Source organism: Flavobacteriaceae bacterium GSB9, from assembly GCA_022749295.1.
Lineage (GTDB): Bacteria > Bacteroidota > Bacteroidia > Flavobacteriales > Flavobacteriaceae > Flavisericum.
Genome location: CP062007.1, coordinates 1009823 through 1029098, shown reverse-complemented (window position 1 = coordinate 1029098; position 19276 = coordinate 1009823). Strand labels below are relative to the sequence as shown.

At 39.7% G+C, this 19276-nt stretch carries 8 protein-coding genes; all 8 read left to right on the top strand.

Features of this window, described 5'->3' with window-relative positions; all coding sequences use genetic code 11:
- Positions 1-19 precede the first annotated feature (19 nt).
- The 8 genes from GSB9_00871 (at position 20) to GSB9_00864 (ending at position 19214) form a co-directional block, all read left to right on the top strand.
- On the top strand, positions 20-2149 hold the full coding sequence (locus tag GSB9_00871) for an alpha-rhamnosidase (protein ID UKM64324.1): 2130 nt from the start codon (positions 20-22) through the stop codon (positions 2147-2149).
- Positions 2150-2158: 9 nt separating this feature from the next.
- Positions 2159-5014, top strand: coding sequence for a DUF4981 domain-containing protein (locus tag GSB9_00870; GenBank protein UKM64323.1), 2856 nt, complete (start codon positions 2159-2161; stop codon positions 5012-5014).
- Positions 5015-5090: 76 nt separating this feature from the next.
- The gene (locus GSB9_00869; protein UKM64322.1) at positions 5091-6233 is read left to right on the top strand and encodes a glycosylase; all 1143 of its coding nucleotides are present in this window, start codon (positions 5091-5093) and stop codon (positions 6231-6233) included.
- A complete protein-coding gene (locus tag GSB9_00868; protein ID UKM64321.1) occupies positions 6220-9504 on the top strand; it encodes a DUF4981 domain-containing protein in 3285 nt (1094 codons plus the stop codon). Before GSB9_00869 ends, GSB9_00868 begins: the two co-directional genes overlap by 14 nt.
- Positions 9504-12890 carry a DNA-binding protein gene (locus GSB9_00867; protein ID UKM64320.1) on the top strand — a complete coding sequence of 1129 codons (3387 nt, stop codon included), beginning with the start codon at positions 9504-9506 and terminating at the stop codon, positions 12888-12890. Before GSB9_00868 ends, GSB9_00867 begins: the two co-directional genes overlap by 1 nt.
- On the top strand, positions 12891-14318 hold the full coding sequence (locus GSB9_00866) for a sialate O-acetylesterase (protein UKM64319.1): 1428 nt from the start codon (positions 12891-12893) through the stop codon (positions 14316-14318).
- Positions 14319-14444: 126 nt separating this feature from the next.
- A complete protein-coding gene (locus GSB9_00865; GenBank protein ID UKM64318.1) occupies positions 14445-16757 on the top strand; it encodes a DUF5703 domain-containing protein in 2313 nt (770 codons plus the stop codon).
- Positions 16758-19214, top strand: a complete 2457-nt coding sequence (locus GSB9_00864) for a T9SS C-terminal target domain-containing protein (protein ID UKM64317.1) — start codon at positions 16758-16760, stop codon at positions 19212-19214.
- The last annotated feature ends 62 nt before the right edge of the window (positions 19215-19276 follow it).

The window sequence follows — 19276 nt, the reverse complement described above, 5'->3', positions numbered from 1 at the left end:
AAAAAAGAAGTTGAAACAGATGGAAAAATCAAAACTACCGCATACCGATTCTAATGCAACATGGATTTGGTATCCGGGCGATTTCGAAATTTGGTTGAGTAATAAAATGCAAGTACGACGTACTGAGCGCGAAGCGGTTTTTCCACCGCTTTGGCGGTATTACAGTCCGTACCCTTTGGTAACTTTTCAAACAGAGGTCGATTTGCCCGAGGAAGATGATGTGAAAATATATTCTGAAGGGCCTTTTCAATTATTGATTGATGATGTTCAGATTTATGGACAACCTAAATCGATTAAAATTTCTGCTGGAAAACATAAAATTTCCTTTAAAGTATATAACCAAGAAGTGTTGCCAGCCATTTTTATTGATGGCAAATACGTGAAATCGAATGCGTCTTGGAACGTAACTAACGAAGATAAACTTTGGATTGACGAAGAAGGTAAAGCACAACAATCTGGTACACCGTGGGTGCCCGTAGGATTATGGAATTTTAATAAACCAGAAGCTAAACCTTCCGAATTTCAATTGACCACAGAACCTTGGGAAGCCAAGTCCACCGAAAAAGTCAATGGTGCTCAGTTAATCGATTTTGGAAGGGAGACCTTTGGTTACATAAAAATACATGGGCTAAAAGGTCAGGGGAAATTAACTTTGTATTATGGTGAATCGCGCGAAGAAGCATTAAGCACAGATAAATGCGAAACCCTCGATAATTTGTATTTTGATGGTAACCAATCGGAAACCTATACATTAGAAAACTCAAAAGCATTTCGTTACGTTCAGGTGCAAAAAGACGATTCAGTCGAGTACGATTCCATTTCCATGTTGTATGAGTATCTACCACTGGAGTACCGTGGCAGTTTTAAGTCTTCTGATAATTTACTGAACCAAATCTGGGATGTTTCGGCTTATACCATGCATTTAACTACACGCGAATTTTTTATCGATGGTATTAAGCGCGACCGTTGGATTTGGGCCGGTGATGCCCACCAAAGTTATTTAATGAACTATTACTTGTTCTTCGATTCGCCTTCCGTAGAACGTACCATTGCAGCACTCCGTGGAAAAGAACCTGTTACGGCGCATATTAATATTATTATGGACTATTCGCTGTATTGGTTCATAGGTATTTACGATTACTACCTGTATACTGGCGATACTAAATTTATTAAAACGTTCTATCCACGCATGAAAACCTTAATGGACTATTGCTTGGGGAGACGAAACGAAAACGGATTTTTAGAACCTTTGGAAGGCGACTGGGTGTTTGTGGATTGGGCCGATGGTTTGCCTAAAACAGGCGAAGTGAGTTTTGAACAAATGTTATTGGCTAAAAGTTTGGAAGCCATGGCCGTAAGTGCAAAAATTGCAGGTGAAAGGGAAGATGAAAATAAATATCAGCAATTGGCGGTCAATTTAAAAACAAAACTCTTTGATGTATTTTGGGATGATGATAACCAAGTGATGAAACATCAGCGCATTGATGGCAAAATACAGGATATCGTTACCCGCTATGCAAATATGTTTGGTATCTTTTTTGATTACTTTAATGATGCCCAAAAACAAAGCGTAAAAGACAAGGTGTTGTTGAATGATGATATTTTAGAAATTACAACCCCATACATGCGTTTTTACGAATTGGAAGCCCTTTGTGCCATGGGCGAACAAGCGTTTGTTTTAGATGAAATCCGTGATTATTGGGGCGGTATGATAGATTTGGGGGCGACTTCATTTTGGGAAAAATACGACCCTAAACAAAAGGGCACCGAGCATTTAGCAATGTATGGCAGACCTTACGGAAAAAGCCTTTGCCATGCCTGGGGAGCAAGTCCTATTTATCTGTTCGGAAGATACTATTTAGGTGTTGAGCCCACAGCGCCAGGTTATTCAGAATATGCCGTTAAACCCAATTTAGGCGGATTGGATTGGATAGAAGGTAAAGTGCCAACGCCAAATGGAGCGGTGGAGTTATACGTAAACACAAGCGAAATAAAAGTAAAGGCATCAGAAGGTGAGGGCACGCTAATTATCAATAGTGAAACTCAGCCTTCAACAAATAACGGAACGGTATCGGCATGTGGTGAAAATAAATATCAACTCACCATTAAACCAAACACCGAATACGCAATCAAATACAAAGTACTATAAATTTTTATAATGAATACGTTTTTCAAGAAGTTATCTTTTCTATTAGTTTTTACGGGGTTGACTGCATTAGCACAAAACACCGAAATTAAATATTTATCGGGTACGGGATACCAAGACACCAAAGAGTGGGAATTTAAAGTTTCCGATGGCCGTAAAAGTGGCGAGTGGTCAACCATCAACGTGCCATCCGTTTGGGAACAGGAGGGTTTTGGAACTTACCAATACGGTATCCGTTTTTACGGAAAACCGTTTCCCGAAGGTATTGCTGACGAGGTAGGTTATTACAAATACACCTTCGAAGTGCCTAAGACTTGGGAAAACAAACGCGTTAAAATTGTTTTTGATGGCTCCATGACCGATACAGAGGTTCGTATCAACGACCGCTCAGTTACTGGAGACATACACCAAGGTGCTTTTTACCGGTTTAAATACGAAATCACCGATTTGCTGAAATACGGTAAAGAAAATTTACTAGAAGTTACCGTAAGCAAAGAATCTAAAAATGCTGGCGTAAACCTAGCCGAACGTCGCGCCGATTACTGGAACTTTGGAGGTATTTTTCGTCCGGTATTTTTAGAAGCCCTGCCTGCTACGCATATCGATTATGCGGCTTTAAGGGCAGAAGCTGATGGTACTTTTGAAGCTAACTTATTTTTAGGAAGTGGCGCAAAAAACATTGCAGCTGAAATAACAATTACGGACGAAAATGGAAAAAAATTAGGGGCAACAGTAAAAGCAGAAGGTGTTGATGGTGCTGATAAAATTCATTTAGCAGAACACTTCAAAAATGTGAAGCAGTGGACGGCCGAAACGCCAAACTTATACAAAGCAGAAATTAAACTTCTCAAGGAAGACGAAGTCGTGCATCAAATCACGGAAACCATTGGTTTTAGAACGATTGAAATCCGTAAAGGCGATGGTATTTATGTCAACGGGCAACGTGTCTTGATGAAAGGGATTAACCGCCATAGTTTTTGGCCGGAATCAGGCAGAACATTAAACAAAGAATTAAACTACGCCGATGTTCGTCTAATTAAAGAAATGAACATGAATGCGGTACGATTATCGCATTATCCGCCAGACCCAGAATTTCTTCAAGCCTGCGACGAGTTGGGCTTGTATGTGATGAACGAATTGGCCGGGTGGCACGGACATTATGATGATGCCGTTGGAAAAAAGCTGGTTAAGGAAATGGTAACGCGCGATTTAAACCATCCGAGTATCATTTTCTGGTCCAACGGAAACGAAGGCGGTTGGAATACCAATTTAGACAATCAATTTGATATTTGGGATTTACAAAAACGTCCGGTGCTTCATCCACAACAAGAGCACAGTGGTGTAGAAACCATGCATTACCGTTCGTATGGGGAAACCTTGGAATATTTTAGAGACGATAATATTTTCATGCCTACCGAGTACCTTCACGGACTTTACGATGGTGGGCACGGTGCCGGTTTCTACGATTATTGGGAAGTGATGCGCAAACACCCACGCAGCGGTGGCGGTTATCTTTGGGTATTCGCCGATGAGGGAATTGCTCGTACCGACCAAGATGGGCGTATCGATAACCAAGGGAATTACGGTGCCGATGGTATTGTAGGACCACATCATGAAAAAGAAGGAAGTTTCTTTACGGTAAAGGAAGTTTGGTCTCCCGTAATGATTATGGAAAAACGTGAATTACCAAACGATTTTGATGGCACATTTACCATTGAAAATCGTTACGATTTCACGAATACCAATACCTGTACGTTTACTTGGGAATTGGTGAATTTTGCATCATCGCTTGATGGTAAGGAAGCACGTAAAACCTTCAGAAAAGGAACGCTTAAAGCGCCGAATATTGAACCGCACGGAACTGGTGAACTTAAATTGAATTTACCTAATAATTGGCAAGATGCCGACGTACTTTACGTAAAGGTAGTGGATAAAAACGGACATGAACTTTGGACTTGGGATTTCACTTGGGATAAAAAAACGGGAAGAAAATTAGAATCTGGTAAAGTGAAATTGGAGGAAACCGATGAATTCTACACCGTTTCAGCGGCAAAAACCGAAGTGAAATTTGATAAAGCTTCCGGAAAATTAGTTGAAGTAAAACAAAACGGAAATACCATCAGTTTAACCAACGGACCAAAAATCATCATGGCACGTCGTGGTGATAGAACGTTGGACGGAACGGTTAACCCTGATTTCCTCAAAGGTGAAGACCGCATTTATAAGGAATTCGATTGCTGGGATGAAGAGGTAAATTGTTCTGAAAACCTATTGAATATTTCGGCTAAAGAAGAAAAAGGAAGAGTGGTTGTTGAAGCCAATTACCACGGTATTCTTCAAAAAGTGGTTTGGACGATTGATGCGGAAGGTTTAATCCAGTTAGATTATGAATACGAATACAACGGCGTGGTTGATTTGGCCGGTGTATACTTTGAGTATCCTGAGGAAAAAATGAGACATAAAAAATGGTTGGGCGATGGACCATACCGTGTGTGGCAAAACCGTTTAAAAGGAACCACTTTAGATATTTGGGAGAATGATTACAACGACCCTATTCCTGGTGAATCGTTCAATTACCCGGAGTTTAAAGGGTATTTCAATAATTGGCAGTGGGCTGAGTTTACCACCGACGAAGGACAGATTTACATCGAAAATAAAGATACCGACACGTACTTAGGGGTATATTCACCGCGTGACGGTCGCGATGCACTGCTATACACGATTCCAAATACAGGGATTGCGGTTTTGGATGTTATACCGCCTGCTAGAAATAAGGTGAACGCGACAGATCTGGTAGGCCCATCGTCGCAACCAAAATGGTTAAGTGGATTACAAAAACGTACGGTGTATTTAAAGTTTGATAAATAAAATGTTGATCTAGCTTGTCACACTAAGTGGAGTCGAAGTGTTTTTGTGTAAGTTATTATGAAATAAAATTTTCAAAATGAAAACTAAAAATATATTACAATTTGGTGCTGTCATTTGCTTGTTAGTGTCTGTAATAGCTTGCGTTTCTAAACCTGAAAAGTTAAAGAAACGTGAGATTACCGATGCTGTAATGCAAGAGATTTACAACGAAATTAAAACACCATATAAATACGGTTTGGTGATGGTGCCAACCGACAATTCCTATAAAATGGATTGTCCGAGTATCTTCCAAAAAGATGGAAAATGGTACATGACCTATTTAATTTTCGAAGGCCGTGGTTACGAAACCTGGTTGGCCGAAAGTGATGATTTGCTACATTGGAACCACTTAGGAAAAGTGATGTCGTTTTCAAAAGACACCACAGAATGGGATGTAAACCAAAAAGCGGGTTACATAGCCTTGCAAGACCCAACTTGGGGTGGTTCGTACAAGTGGAAAACTTACGATGATAAATATTGGATGAGTTATTTTGGCGGGAATACTACGGGCTATGAAGCCGGAATTTTATCCATGGGAATGGCTTACACCGAAAAGTCACCAACCGAACCGCACGAATTTAAAAGATTACCAAAACCGGTATTGCGACCAAATGACGATAAAGCCAAATGGTGGGATAACAGTACCATGTACAAAAGTTCTGTGATTCGTGATGTGGAAAAAGAAACCGGACACGAATTTATTATGTATTACAACGCCCGTGGCGATAGTATCAATCCTGCTAAAGGTGCAGAACGCATTGCGATGGCGGTTTCAGATGATATGAGAAACTGGAAACGTTACGGCGATGCCCCGTTAATCAATCACCATAGAGGTATTTCTGGTGATGCTTACATTCAGCGCATCAACGATACCTGGGTGATGTTCTATTTTGGTGCTTTTTGGACGGGCTGGGACCAAGGTGCCTTTAACCGCTTCGCTGTTTCTAACGATTTAATCCACTGGAAGGACTGGGAAGGCGATAATTTAATTGAGTCCTCAGAACCTTACGACGATATGTTTGCGCACAAATCATTTGTTGTAAAACACGATGGTATTGTGTATCACTACTATTGTGCGGTTAATAAAGCTGGGCAACGCGGTATTGCTTTAGCCACCTCAAAAGATATTGGAAAAAGTGACATGCATTTTGTAGCACTACCAGAAGATGAAGAAAAGTAGAATTTTTATACTAATCATAATTAGTTGCATTGGGGTTACTCAAGCACAAACAGTAACGGGAGAACCTGCAGGAATTCCTGAAGTACCTAAAAAGTATAGCTATGCGCCGTGGGAAAACCCGTTGGTGACTAGTATAAACCGGCAGCCAGCGCGTGCCACGGCGTATTCATATAAAACCGTTGCCGATGCTTTGGAAGGAAACCGAGACAAAAGTCGATTGGTAATGCTTAATGGTACCTGGGATTTTAAATATTCGGTGAATTTAGACCAAGTACCTAAAGAGTTTTTTAAGACCGAAGTAGAAGGCTGGGATAAAATCGAGGTGCCATCTAACTGGGAATTGAAAGGGTATGATATTCCGATTTACAAAAGTGCGGTATATCCATTTCGACCAATCAATCCGCCGTATGTACCTAAAGATACCAATGGTATTGGCTCGTATCAACGTAAGTTTAAAGTGCCAAAAGCGTGGCAAAAAGACATGACCGTAACGCTTCATTTTGGTGCTGTGAGCTCGGCATTTCAAGTGTGGCTAAATGGTGAATTTCTGGGGTATGGAGAGGATAGTTTTTTGCCTTCGGAATTTAATATTTCACCCTATCTAAAGGAAGGTGAAAATGTATTATCGGTACAGGTGATGCGATATAGCGATGGTTCTTATTTAGAAGACCAAGACCATTGGCGTATGAGTGGGATTCAACGTGAGGTGTTTATTATGGCCGAACCCAAATTGCGTATTCAGGATTTCTTTTACCAGACCAAACTAGATAAGGATTATGAAGATGCCGTCTTTCTGTTACGTCCGAAATTAGAAAACCTTACGGGTGATTCAATAAGAAACGCATCGTTCGAGTTTCAGTTATACAATGATAAAAACGAAGCGCTTTTTGAAAAACCAATAGATACTTTAGCCAAAGCGATTGTTAACGAAAGTTATCCGCGCTTGGATAATGTACGCTTCGGTTTTTTTGAAAAGAAAATTGAAAACCCTAAAAAGTGGAGTTCCGAAGAACCGAACTTATATACTTTGGTGATGACTTTAAAGGATGAAAACGGAAACATTTCCGAAGTGAAATCCTGTAAAGTAGGTTTCCGTTCTATCGAGTTTTCAAAAGAAAACGGCAAACTGTTAATCAATGGTAAAGAAACGTACATTTATGGGGTTAATCGTCACGACCATCACCCGGTTCGCGGCAAAGCTTTGACTCGTGAAGATATTGAGCAAGATGTAAGAACCATTAAGCAATTTAATTTCAATACCATTCGTACCAGCCATTATCCAAACAATCCCTATTTTTATGAATTATGTGACGAATACGGGATTATGGTCATGGATGAAGCGAATCTCGAAACCCATGGTTTAGGTGGGAAATTAAGCAACGACCCCAGTTGGACACATGCTTATGTAGAACGTATGAACCGTATGGTGGAACGCGATAAAAATCACCCGAGTGTGATTATGTGGAGTTTGGGTAACGAAGCGGGTAAAGGACCAAACCATGCGGCTATGGCAGCGTGGACCGATAATTTTGATATCACCAGACCCATACACTATGAGCCGGCTCAAGGTAATCCAAGATTGGATGGGTATATTGACGAGCGTGACCCAAGGTATCCATCAACGGGCGACCACTCGCACCGTTTCGAGAACCCACAAGACGAGCCTTATGTGGATATGGTGAGTCGCTTTTATCCTGGGGTGTTTACGCCTCAGTTTTTAGTGGATAACAAAGCCGATACACGACCTATTCTATTTGTGGAATATTCACATTCTATGGGAAATTCAACAGGAAACCTTAAAGAACTTTGGGATGAATTTAGAAGGCTTCCAAGAATTATCGGCGGTTGCATTTGGGATTATAAAGACCAAGGTTTATTAAAGGTTGACGAAAAAACGGGACAGCAATTTTATGCTTACGGCGGTGATTTTGGTGAAGTACGTCATGATGGTAATTTCTGCATCAACGGTATTGTGGCTTCTAATGGACGCCCAAAAGCAGCGATGTATGAAAATAAATGGGTGTACCAACCGGTAACGTCTCGTTTAGATGGACGTCAAATGACAATTAAGAATAGATATGCAACAAAATCTTTAAACCATTTAATTCCTGTTTTAAGAATAACCTCGAATGGTAAAATCTTTGATGAATTTACTTTGGAGCCATTTGCTTTAAAACCTGGTGATAGTACGGTTTTGGATTTGGATAAGTATATGCCAAGGTTTAAAACAAATTCAGATATTTTTGTTGATATTGAATTTAAACTTTCTCAAGATAAACCGTGGGCCAATAAAGGGTTTGTCGTTGCGAGAGATCAATTTTTAGTAAAGGAAAAAGGTGAGCTTACATACAATTCAGAAGCAAAAAACAGATTAAATTTAGAAGAATCTAATACGGATTATCAAGTAAACGGAGCAGGTCTCAGCATCAAGTTCAGCAAAGAAAACGGAGCCTTAAGTTCTTTTGTGTTTAATGGAGAAGAACAGGTCTTTGCTCCTTTATTACCAAATTTCACACGCCCGTTAACCGATAACGATGCTAAAGGTTGGAAGCCACATAAGAATTTGAAACAGTGGTATGATAATGAATCCAAATTGCTTTCGGTGAGTACTAAAACTTCCAGAAATGATGTTGTAATTGTTTCAGAATATGAAATAATAAAAGATAGTGCTAACGTACATATCACTTACAACATTAAACCCGATGGCGTTATAAAAGTAGATTACGAATTAAAAGCCTCAACCGATTTGCCAAACATTCCAAAAGTGGGTATGCAAATGGGAATAAATAACAATTTTAGGCAAATTTCTTGGTACGGAAAAGGCGAATTGGAGAACTACGTTGATAGAAGTTCTGGTTTCCCAGTTGAACGTTATAGCTTGACTCTAAAAGATTTTATAGAGCCTTATGTAAGGCCACAGGAAAACGGAAACAGAACCGAAGTACGTTGGTTGGCGAGTACTACAGAAAATAAAAATAAAGGTGTTTTAGTGGTAGGAAATCAGCCGTTGAGCATGAGTGTTTGGCCTTACACGGAGGAGAATATAAATGATGCTAGGCATACCTACGATTTAAAAAATCCAGGATATTTAACACTTAATATCGACTTGAAACAAATGGGTATTGGAGGAAACGATAGTTGGTCACCAGTCGGAGCCCCTATCGAAAAATACCAAATACAGGCTAAAGATTATAAGTATAGTTTTTACTTAGTGCCTTTTAACTTCAATAAGGGTGGTTTAGACAGAATACTTGATAAATTTCAGTACTAATGCATTTCAAAATAAAACATATTATTCTGTTTTTTATAGTACTTACTACATTGTCATGTAAGAAAGAACAAGAAGCAGAAATAACTTATTTCCAACCTACCGAAGATACCGCCAAACCATGGGTATATTGGTACTGGATGCGAAGTGCTTATTCTAAAGAAGGCGTTACCGCCGATTTGGAAGCGATGAAACAAGCGGGTATCCGTGGGGCATATTTAATGACCATTAAAGGACCAGGAGAAGAACCGCTAATGGATCCACCTGTGATTCAATTAAGTAAAGAATTTTGGGAATTGGTGCATTGGGCGTTGCAAGAAGCCGACCGATTAGGCTTGAAAATCGCGTTTCATCCTGCCGATGGTTTTGCCGTGGCCGGTGGGCCTTGGATTACTCCAGAAATGTCAATGCAAAAAGTGGTTTGGACCGATACGGTGGTACATTCGTCCGATTTAAGAAACTTGAAATTACCAGTTCCAAAGCATTATAAAGATTACTACAAAGACATTGCGACCTTTGCCATTCCTGTTGAAAGGGCTTTTAAGACATCGTTAGAGATTCAGCCAAAAGTAACAACATCGAATGATGAAAATGCCGATTATTTAACGGACAACTCCACAGAAAACACGCAATTCAGAATGCGCGAACCTGGTTATATTCAGTATAAATTTAACGAACCGTTCGATTGTAAATCCATTCAAATTGAAACCCAAGGCAACAATTATCAAGCCCATCGCATGTTAATTGAGGTAAGTGACGATGGTGAACATTTTACAAGTTTAGGACGTTTGGAAACGCCGCGTTCGGGTTGGCAGGATACCGATGCATTTTACACGCATAGTTTATTAGCGAAAGCGAAATATTTCAGATTTGTTTACAACCCAGAAGGCTCTGAGCCTGGTGCTGAAGATTTGGATATGGCCAAGTGGAATTCCTATTTAAAGGTTACTAAAATTATCCTTTCCGAAGAACCGTTGATTGATAACTACCAAGGGAAATCAGGTGCCGTTTGGCGTGTGAGCTCTAGAACGACTGAAAAACAGATTCCAACTTCCGATTGTGTTGCTACAGATCAAATGCTTAATATCTCAGAATTTGTTGATGCGAATGGAGTTCTCAATTGGGACGCTCCAAAAGGACAGTGGCGTATTATGCGTTTCGGTCATACGTCTACTGGTCATGAAAATGCCACAGCTGGTGGTGGCCGCGGATTGGAAGTCGATAAATTTAATGCCGATGCGGTTAAGTTTCAATTAGACCATTGGTATGGCGAAATGCGACGTGCGGCTGGCGAAGAACTGGCCAATAAGGTTGTAGAAATCTTGCACATGGACAGTTGGGAATGCGGTAGTCAAAACTGGTCGCCCGTGTTTCGAGAGACTTTTAAAATGCAACATGGTTATGATATTGTAGATTATTTGCCTGTGATGGCCGGAATTCCGTTAGATTCTGCTGAAAAATCAGAACAGATTTTATATGATGTTAGAAAAACCATTACTGAATTAACAGTTGAAAATTTCTTCGGAACTTTAAAAGAAGAAGCTGTAAAAACAGGTGTGAAATTCAGTACCGAAAATGTAGCCCCAACCATGACCAGCGATGGCTTGTTGCATTTTAAATATGTGGATTATCCGAGTGGCGAATTTTGGTTTAGAAGTCCGACGCACGATAAACCCAACGATATGCTCGATGCTATTAATGGCGGACACATATACGGGCGCGATATCATTCAGGCGGAAGCCTTTACCCAATTACGCATGGATTGGGATGAGCATCCAGGAAATTTAAAAACCATGGCCGATAGAAATTATGCCTTGGGAATAAACCGGTTTTTCTACCATGTATTTATGCACAATCCGTGGTTGGATAGAAAACCAGGAATGACTTTAGACCCAATTGGTACATTTTTTCAACGCGACCAAACATGGTGGGAACCTGGACGAGCGTTTTTTGAGTACTGTAAAAATGTACAGTTCCAGTTGCAAAAGGGACAACCAGTTATTGATTTTGCGGTGTTTACGGGAGAAGATATTCCATCACGTTCGGTATTACCCGATCGCTTAGTACCGTTTATGCCAAATATTTTTGGCGCAAACCGTGTAGCTTCCGAAGCTATTCGGCTTAAAAATGAAGGCCGACCCTCGACGCGTATGCCAAAAGAGGTAAAATACACTAAAAACAGCACCGATTTATCGGAATGGGTGAATGCTTTAAACGGGTATAAATACGATTCGTTTAACAGTGATGCGTTGCTGAATGCTAAAGTTGTTAATGGCAACGTTGTCTTTAAGGATGCGCTGACCTATAAATTTTTAGTATTTCCAGACCAAAGGAAAATGATGCCAACACAAATCATGTCTGTAGTAGTGGCTCAAAAAATAGTAGATTTAGTAAAAGGAGGTGCTACGATTTTTGTGGGTGAAAAACCAAAGGAGATTGCTGGTTTTGAATCCGATAGTGCGCAATGGCAAAGTCTTGTTGATGAGATATGGTCAGGCAACGGACAAAAACAATGGACTTTGGGTGAAGGAAAGGTGATTCAGTTACCGTACCTGGGAAATGATTTTTCAGGCTTAGGGGTTGTTCCCAATGTTTTAGTTGATAAAAAAGAAGCCAGTACTTTGGCGTGGACACAACGTCAATATGCCGGTGAAGCTATTTACTTTTTGTCCAATCAAGAGGAAGAAATACGGCAGTTAGACGTGTCGTTTAGAATGTCTGGAAAACAACCTGTGTTGTACCATCCGGTTTCAGATAAAATTACCGTTTTGGAAAATTGGAAAGAAGAAAATGGTAGAACGATAGTGCCTTTAAAATTACATCCTAATGAAGCTTATTTCGTAGTTTTTAAAGAAGATTCGAGTAAAAAGTCTGCAAGAGGAAAACCAAACTGGCCAACTTTCGAAACTGTTGAAACACTAGATGAGAATTGGACGCTTCAGTTTGATAAAGCATTTAGCGGACCATCAGAGCCGATTCAGATTAATCAACTCTTCGATTGGACAATATCGACCAACGATAGTATTAAATACTATTCAGGAACGGCGAGTTATATCAAAACCTTTAATTGGAATTCAACGACAACAGGTGATTTATATTTAGCCTTTGACGAAGTAAATTGTATTGCTGAAGTGATTTTAAACGGAAAAAACTGTGGTGTGGTGTGGACCTATCCTTATCGCACCAGTATTTCCAAAGCTTTAAAAACAGGCGAAAACAGATTAGAAATAAAAGTGACCAATACTTGGGCTAACCGATTGATTGGAGATGAAAAATTACCTGAGGAAGACCGTTTAACTTGGACAACCGCACCGTACAGGCTAGATGATACCATGATGGTGAAATCAGGATTATTAGGAGATATTAACATTATAAAAGAAACCGAATAAATGAGAAAATTAGTTATAGCTGTAATATGTGTTTTTAGTGTGCTAACCATACATGCCGAAATAAAATTACCAGCCTTATTTACCGATAACATGCTGTTGCAACAACAAAGCAATACACCTATTTGGGGCTGGGCAAATAAAAATGAACGTGTAACTATTACGACCTCCTGGGATGGAAAAAACTATGAGGTAAAAGTCAACAAAACTGGTAAATGGAATACAAGTTTGCAAACGCCAAAGGCAGGTGGGCCTTTTGAGATTACGGTGTCAACGGAAAATGAAAGTAAAATCATTCGTAATGTTTTAATTGGTGAGGTTTGGCTGTGTTCGGGGCAATCAAATATGGAAATGCCATTAAAGGGGTTTCCAGGGCAACCTGTAAAAGGCGGAAATGAAGCAATTGTGCGTTCAGCAAATAAAAATATTCATTTTATAACGGTGCCCAGAGCCACGGTTTTAGAACCAAAAACTGATTTTGAAGGTCAATGGGAAGTGGCAGGACCACAAACTACAGGTGATTTTAGTGCCACAGCATGGTACTTTGGTTCGTTTCTTCAAGAAGTTTTAAATGTGCCTGTAGGTTTAATTGAGGTATCTTATGGGGGCTCAAATGTAGAAGCCTGGATGAATGAGGAAATGTTAAAAGACTTTGATTTGGAATTAGAATTACCCAAAACCGAAGCGGATTTAAAAAGTAGCCCTAACCGTGTACCAACCACCTTGTTTAATGGCATGTTGTCGCCTGTAATTGGTTACGGTATCAGGGGAGCTATCTGGTACCAAGGAGAGTCGAATTATGTGCGTCCGTTACAGTATACCGATTTATTCAAAAAAATGGTGGACTCATGGCGCGAGCTATGGAATCAGGGCGAGTTTCCGTTTTATTTTGCTCAAATAGCCCCGTTCGATTATGCCCGTTTTCACCCAAATGATAATAAAACCGAATACAATTCAGCATATCTAAGAGAAGCCCAGTTAAAGGCTTCCAAAGTTATAAAGAACTCAGGTATGGCCGTGCTATTGGATGTCGGGGAATTTGGAAATATACACCCTGCCGATAAAGAAAAAGGCGGACAGCGTCTAGCATTCCAAGCCTTAGCTAAAACCTACGGTATCGATGGATTTGAATACGAAAGTCCGGAGTTTAATGCCATGGAAATAAAAGGAAGTACGGTAACCGTGTCGTTCAACAACGTACCAAACGGAATCACTTCCTATAATAAAGAGGTGGTTGGTTTTGAAATTGCTGGCGCGAATAAGGTGTTTTATCCGGCCAAGGTACAATTGAGGAGAAAATCGGTAGTATTGTCGGCACCACAAGTCGAAAAACCAGTAGCAGTACGTTATTTGTTTAAAGATTTTACCAAAGCTGAAATTTTTAGTACGGGAGGTTTACCAATGTCGTCGTTTAGAACAGATGATTGGTAAGTTTTCGCGACAACGATAAAAGAGTTGTTGACACCCTGAATTTATTTCAGGGTCACATATAGTTTATACAGAAATTAAAAGATGCCGAAACAAGTTCGGCATGACAAAAAATAGTTAATAAGAAAATTGAAAAATTTAATATCCTATATATTTCTTTTAGTAGCTTTTTTTTCTGCAAAAGCACAACTGCCTACACTTAAAAATTACAATCAGGTGTGGACGACCCAAAGTAAAAACGCCTCAGAATCTATGCCCTTGGGAGGTGGTGATATAGGTGTGAATGTTTGGGTAGAGCAAGGAAGTTTGTATTTCTATTTTTCAAAAAGTGGCACCTTCGACGAGCATAATACCTTATTGAAATTAGGACGTGTAAAAGTTGAATTGACTCCAAACCCATTCAAGGATAACGACGGTTTCCGTCAGGAATTACATCTTGAAGATGGTTATGTTTCTGTGTCGCAAAATAGTACTGAAATCAAACTTTGGGTCGATGTGTTTCACCCAGTAATTCATGTCGATGTAAAGGGCAAACAGCCTTTGAATATGAAAACGTCTTATGAAATTTGGCGCTATAGAAACCGAAAAGTAGAAGGCCGAGCCAATAATGCCAATTCTTATAAATGGGCACCGCAAGGCGATATCATTACCTATCAAGATTCTATTTCCTTCAACAATAGTGCAGTTGAATTCTATCACAAAAACCGAGAACATACGGTGTTTGATGTTGCCGTGAAGCAACAACAACTGGAATCAGTAAAAGAGCAGATGATGAACCCTTTAAAATACCTGACTTTTGGAGGTGTGATGGGTGGAAAAAATTTGATTTCAGATGGAACATATCAAGGTGTTTATCAAGATACCGACTTTAAAGGTTTTCGATTAAAAAGTAAAAAATCGAGTATACATCACAGTTTAGAATTGTATTTGCACACGGTTCAAAATGAAAATATCGACGTTTGGAAAAAGGGTTTACAAGACTTGATGTCTACATATAAACCAAAAGAAAAGGAAACAAAACAGTGGTGGAATAATTATTGGAAGCGCAGTTTCATTTTTACGCATGCAGAGAACGATTCCGTAAATCAAATTGGTCAGAATTATCAGTTGTTTCGTTTTATGTTAGGGGCAAATGCCTACGGAAAATACCCCACAAAATTTAATGGGGGCTTGTTTACGGTCGACCCAGTTTATATTAAGGAAGACCATACCTTTACACCTGATTTTAGAAACTGGGGCGGTGGCACCATGACCCAACAAAACCAACGACTCGTTTATTTTCCGATGTTCAAAAGTGGTGATTTTGATATGTTGCCATCGCAACTGGATTACTATTTAACGCTTCAAAAGAATGCAGAGCTACGCAGTCAGGTGTATTGGAATCACAGGGGAGCCGCATTTACTGAACAATTGGAAAATTTTGGTTTACCGAATCCAGCCGAATACGCATGGAAACGTCCGGCAGATTATGACCCTGGTATGCAGTATAACGCCTGGCTAGAATACCAGTGGGACACCGTGTTTGAGTTCTGTAAAATGATGTTGGAGCAAAATGAGTATGCCAATGTAGATGTTGAAAAATACAACGATTTTATTTTAAGTTGTTTACGTTTTTTTGATGAGCATTATCAATACTTAGCCAAAAAACGTGGCAGAAAGACTTTAGATGCCAATGGGCATTTAGTGCTGTATCCGGGTTCGGCTGTAGAGACTTACAAAATGGCATACAATGCCAATAGCACGATTTCGGCGTTAAGTGTAATTACAGAAAAGCTGCTAAAAGTGTCTTCCGGAGATTTATCAACAGAAGATGTGGAATATTTAAAAGGGTTTAAAAAACGTATTCCGCCGTTAAACTTTAGGGAAATTGAAAACCAAAAAGTCTTAGCGCCAGCAAAATCATGGGAGCGCATCAATAATACCGAAGCGGCGCAGCTATATCCTGTATTTCCATGGAAATTACACGGTTTAGGAAAACCCGATTTAAAAGTGGCACAAAATACCTATCTTTTAGATGAAGATTTGAAAAAGTTTAGAAGTCACGTTGGGTGGAAGCAAACCAATATTATGGCGGCTCGGTTGGGTTTAACCGATGAAGCTGCAAAATATACCTTGCTGAAAATGGCCAATTCGGGCCGACGCTTTCCGGTATTCTGGGGACCTGGTTTCGATTGGGTGCCAGACCATAATTGGGGCGGTTCGGGTATGATTGGGATGCAGGAAATGCTCATACAGGAAGTAGATGGTAAAATCTTATTGTTTCCCGCATGGCCAAAAGACTGGAACGTACATTTTAAATTACACGCCAAGCAAAACACAACTGTTGAAGCTAAGCTGCAAAATGGTAAGGTGGAGATTATAAAGGTCGTTCCCAAAGCAAGAGCTAAGGATATTCAAAACTTGTTAGAATACACATTAATTGAAAAAATAAATTTAAAGTAAATGAGACGAATAAAACACACATTGGGTTGCATGATATTATCTGTGGTTACCTTTTTAAATGTGCAATGTCAAAGTAATAATAATACTGAAAAACAGACCGTAAAAGTCGATTTCGATTTTTCTGGTCGACGCCTCGATGAGGTTCACGATCCTTTATATCAATCTTGGGTAATTAATGAAGGCACGGCAGATGAAAAGACCTTTAAAGACGTTACTGTTAAAGTTAAAGGTGATTTTTCTTCGGGTTGGGTGAAAATAGGTATGTCGGCACCTCATTATGCACAATTGGAGAGCGATGGTTTGGTATCGGAAGCGCCACTAGAAATGGTAATTAGTGGCTTAAAACCTGGTGAGCATTCCTTGTTAACCTTTCATAATACTTTTAGTAATTTAAGAGGAAGAACGCTAACCCCTGTTAAGGTTTATCTGAATGGTGAATTAGTGGAGACCATTCAACCAAGTAACCGAGCTTTTACAAAAATAGATGCAGCTACGGCATATTTAAATTTTGAGGCTAAAGCGAATAAGGATGTCGTTCTTCGTTTTGAAGGTGAAAATGGCTATGATATTTCTCAATTTGTAATCAACGGATTTGAAATTGACACGCCAAATTTAAAAAAGCAAGCCCATTCACCACAACCCGAAAATGCCAACGAGCATGTTGAGGTCGGTGAAACTTTAAATTTAGAATGGCAATCGCCAGAAGGCACAGTTGTTCACCATGTGTATTTTGGAGAAGACAAAGCAGCAATGCAAAAAGCTGATACATCAAGTGATGTTTATAAAGGAGAACAAACAGAGAATACTTTTCGGGTAGGCGATTTATACAGCATGAATACCTACTATTGGCGAGTAGATGAAGAAGATGCCAACGGAAAAATTACAGCGGGCAATGTGTGGTCGTTCAGACCTGCACAATTAGCGTTTCCAGGAGCCGAGGGTTACGGTCGTCATGCCATTGGTGGTCGTGGAGGAAAAGTGATTGAGGTAACCAATTTAAACGATGATGGCCCCGGAAGTTTCCGAGATGCTGTCAATCAGGAAATAGGTCCAAGAACCATAGTATTTAATGTGTCAGGAAATATCGAGTTAAAATCCAGATTGGTTATCAATCAGCCTTACATTACAGTAGCTGGACAAACAGCACCTGGTGAAGGTATAACCTTTACCAGAGCACCTGTTGGCTTAACGGGCGATGAAGGTATAGCTCGTTTTTTAAGAGTTAGAATAGGTGCTGGAAGAACTTACGATGGTATGGGGCTTACAGGAGCGAACCATAGTATCTTAGACCACTGTTCAATTAGTTGGACTATCGATGAGTCGTTTAGTTCAAGAGGTGCACATAATATCACTTTACAACGTACTTTAATTTCTGAAGCCTTAAATGTGGCAGGGCACGGTAAGTACGAATCAGGAAAGATGCACGGTTATGCAGCGACTATCGGTGGCGATATTGGTAGTTTTCACCATAACCTATTAGCACACAACTACGGACGTAACTGGAGTATGGGCGGTGGATTAAATGGCGATGGTTATTACTCTGGACGTTTAGATATTAGAAATAACGTGGTGTATAACTGGGGGCATAGAACCACCGATGGTGGTGCCCATGAGGTTAATTTTGTAAATAACTACTACAAACCAGGTGGTGCTTCAGATATATTCTTTGCATTAACAGCGAGTCACGAGGGGGTAGGTAAAGGCAGTCAGCGCTATTACTTTAAAGGGAATGTGATGCCAGGTCATTTTGATGAAAGTAACCAAGAAAAAGGCCGCCGATCAATCATTACCAATAATGAGATTGTAGATTATGAAACTTTTGTTGATGAGCCATTTTTCCCATCTTTTGTGAATACGCAATCGGCAAGAGCAGCTTACAAAAATGTATTGTCTGATGTTGGTTCTACACAACCATTTTTCGATAAACACGATCAACGTATAATAGAGGAAACCTTAAAAGGAACCTATAGTTTTAAAGGAAAGAAAAGTAAACTGCCTGGAATGATTGATACGGAGATGGATACTGGAGGTTTTCCAGATTATGCAAGCGAAACGCGTCCTGAAAATTGGGATACTGATCACGACGGGTTGCCAAACTGGTGGGAAGAAACTCATGGTTTAAATGTAAATTCTGCAGCTGGTGATTTTTCAGAATCTAATGCAGATGAAGATAAAGACGGTTTTACACAGTTAGAAGACTATTTAAACTGGATGGCACAACCGCATTATTTTATAACTTCAGAAGATAGTTTTGATTTTAATATAGCCGATTATTTCAAAGGCTATCAAAATAGTCCTGTTTACAATTTTTCAGAAGTTAAAAATGGTGAGATTGAGTTAAGCGGAACCACTATTAAATTTGAGCCTATAGCTAAAGGCTTAGCGTCTTTCAATATAACCGTTAAAGATGCGGAAGGCCATAGTATGACAAGGTTGGTGAACGTATTTATTAAATAGAGCAGTTTCGTCACCCTAAACTTGTTTCAGGGTCTCGTCCTAAAATTATGATTTCCAAAAAA

Bases quoted from the DNA above. Each gene is read 5' to 3' on its own strand.
- GSB9_00871 (UKM64324.1), top strand. From the start codon at position 20: ATGGAAAAATCAAAACTACCGCATACCGATTCTAATGCAACATGGATT.
- GSB9_00870 (UKM64323.1), top strand. From the start codon at position 2,159: ATGAATACGTTTTTCAAGAAGTTATCTTTTCTATTAGTTTTTACGGGG.
- GSB9_00869 (UKM64322.1), top strand. From the start codon at position 5,091: ATGAAAACTAAAAATATATTACAATTTGGTGCTGTCATTTGCTTGTTA.
- GSB9_00868 (UKM64321.1), top strand. From the start codon at position 6,220: ATGAAGAAAAGTAGAATTTTTATACTAATCATAATTAGTTGCATTGGG.
- GSB9_00867 (UKM64320.1), top strand. From the start codon at position 9,504: ATGCATTTCAAAATAAAACATATTATTCTGTTTTTTATAGTACTTACT.
- GSB9_00866 (UKM64319.1), top strand. From the start codon at position 12,891: ATGAGAAAATTAGTTATAGCTGTAATATGTGTTTTTAGTGTGCTAACC.
- GSB9_00864 (UKM64317.1), top strand. From the start codon at position 16,758: ATGAGACGAATAAAACACACATTGGGTTGCATGATATTATCTGTGGTT.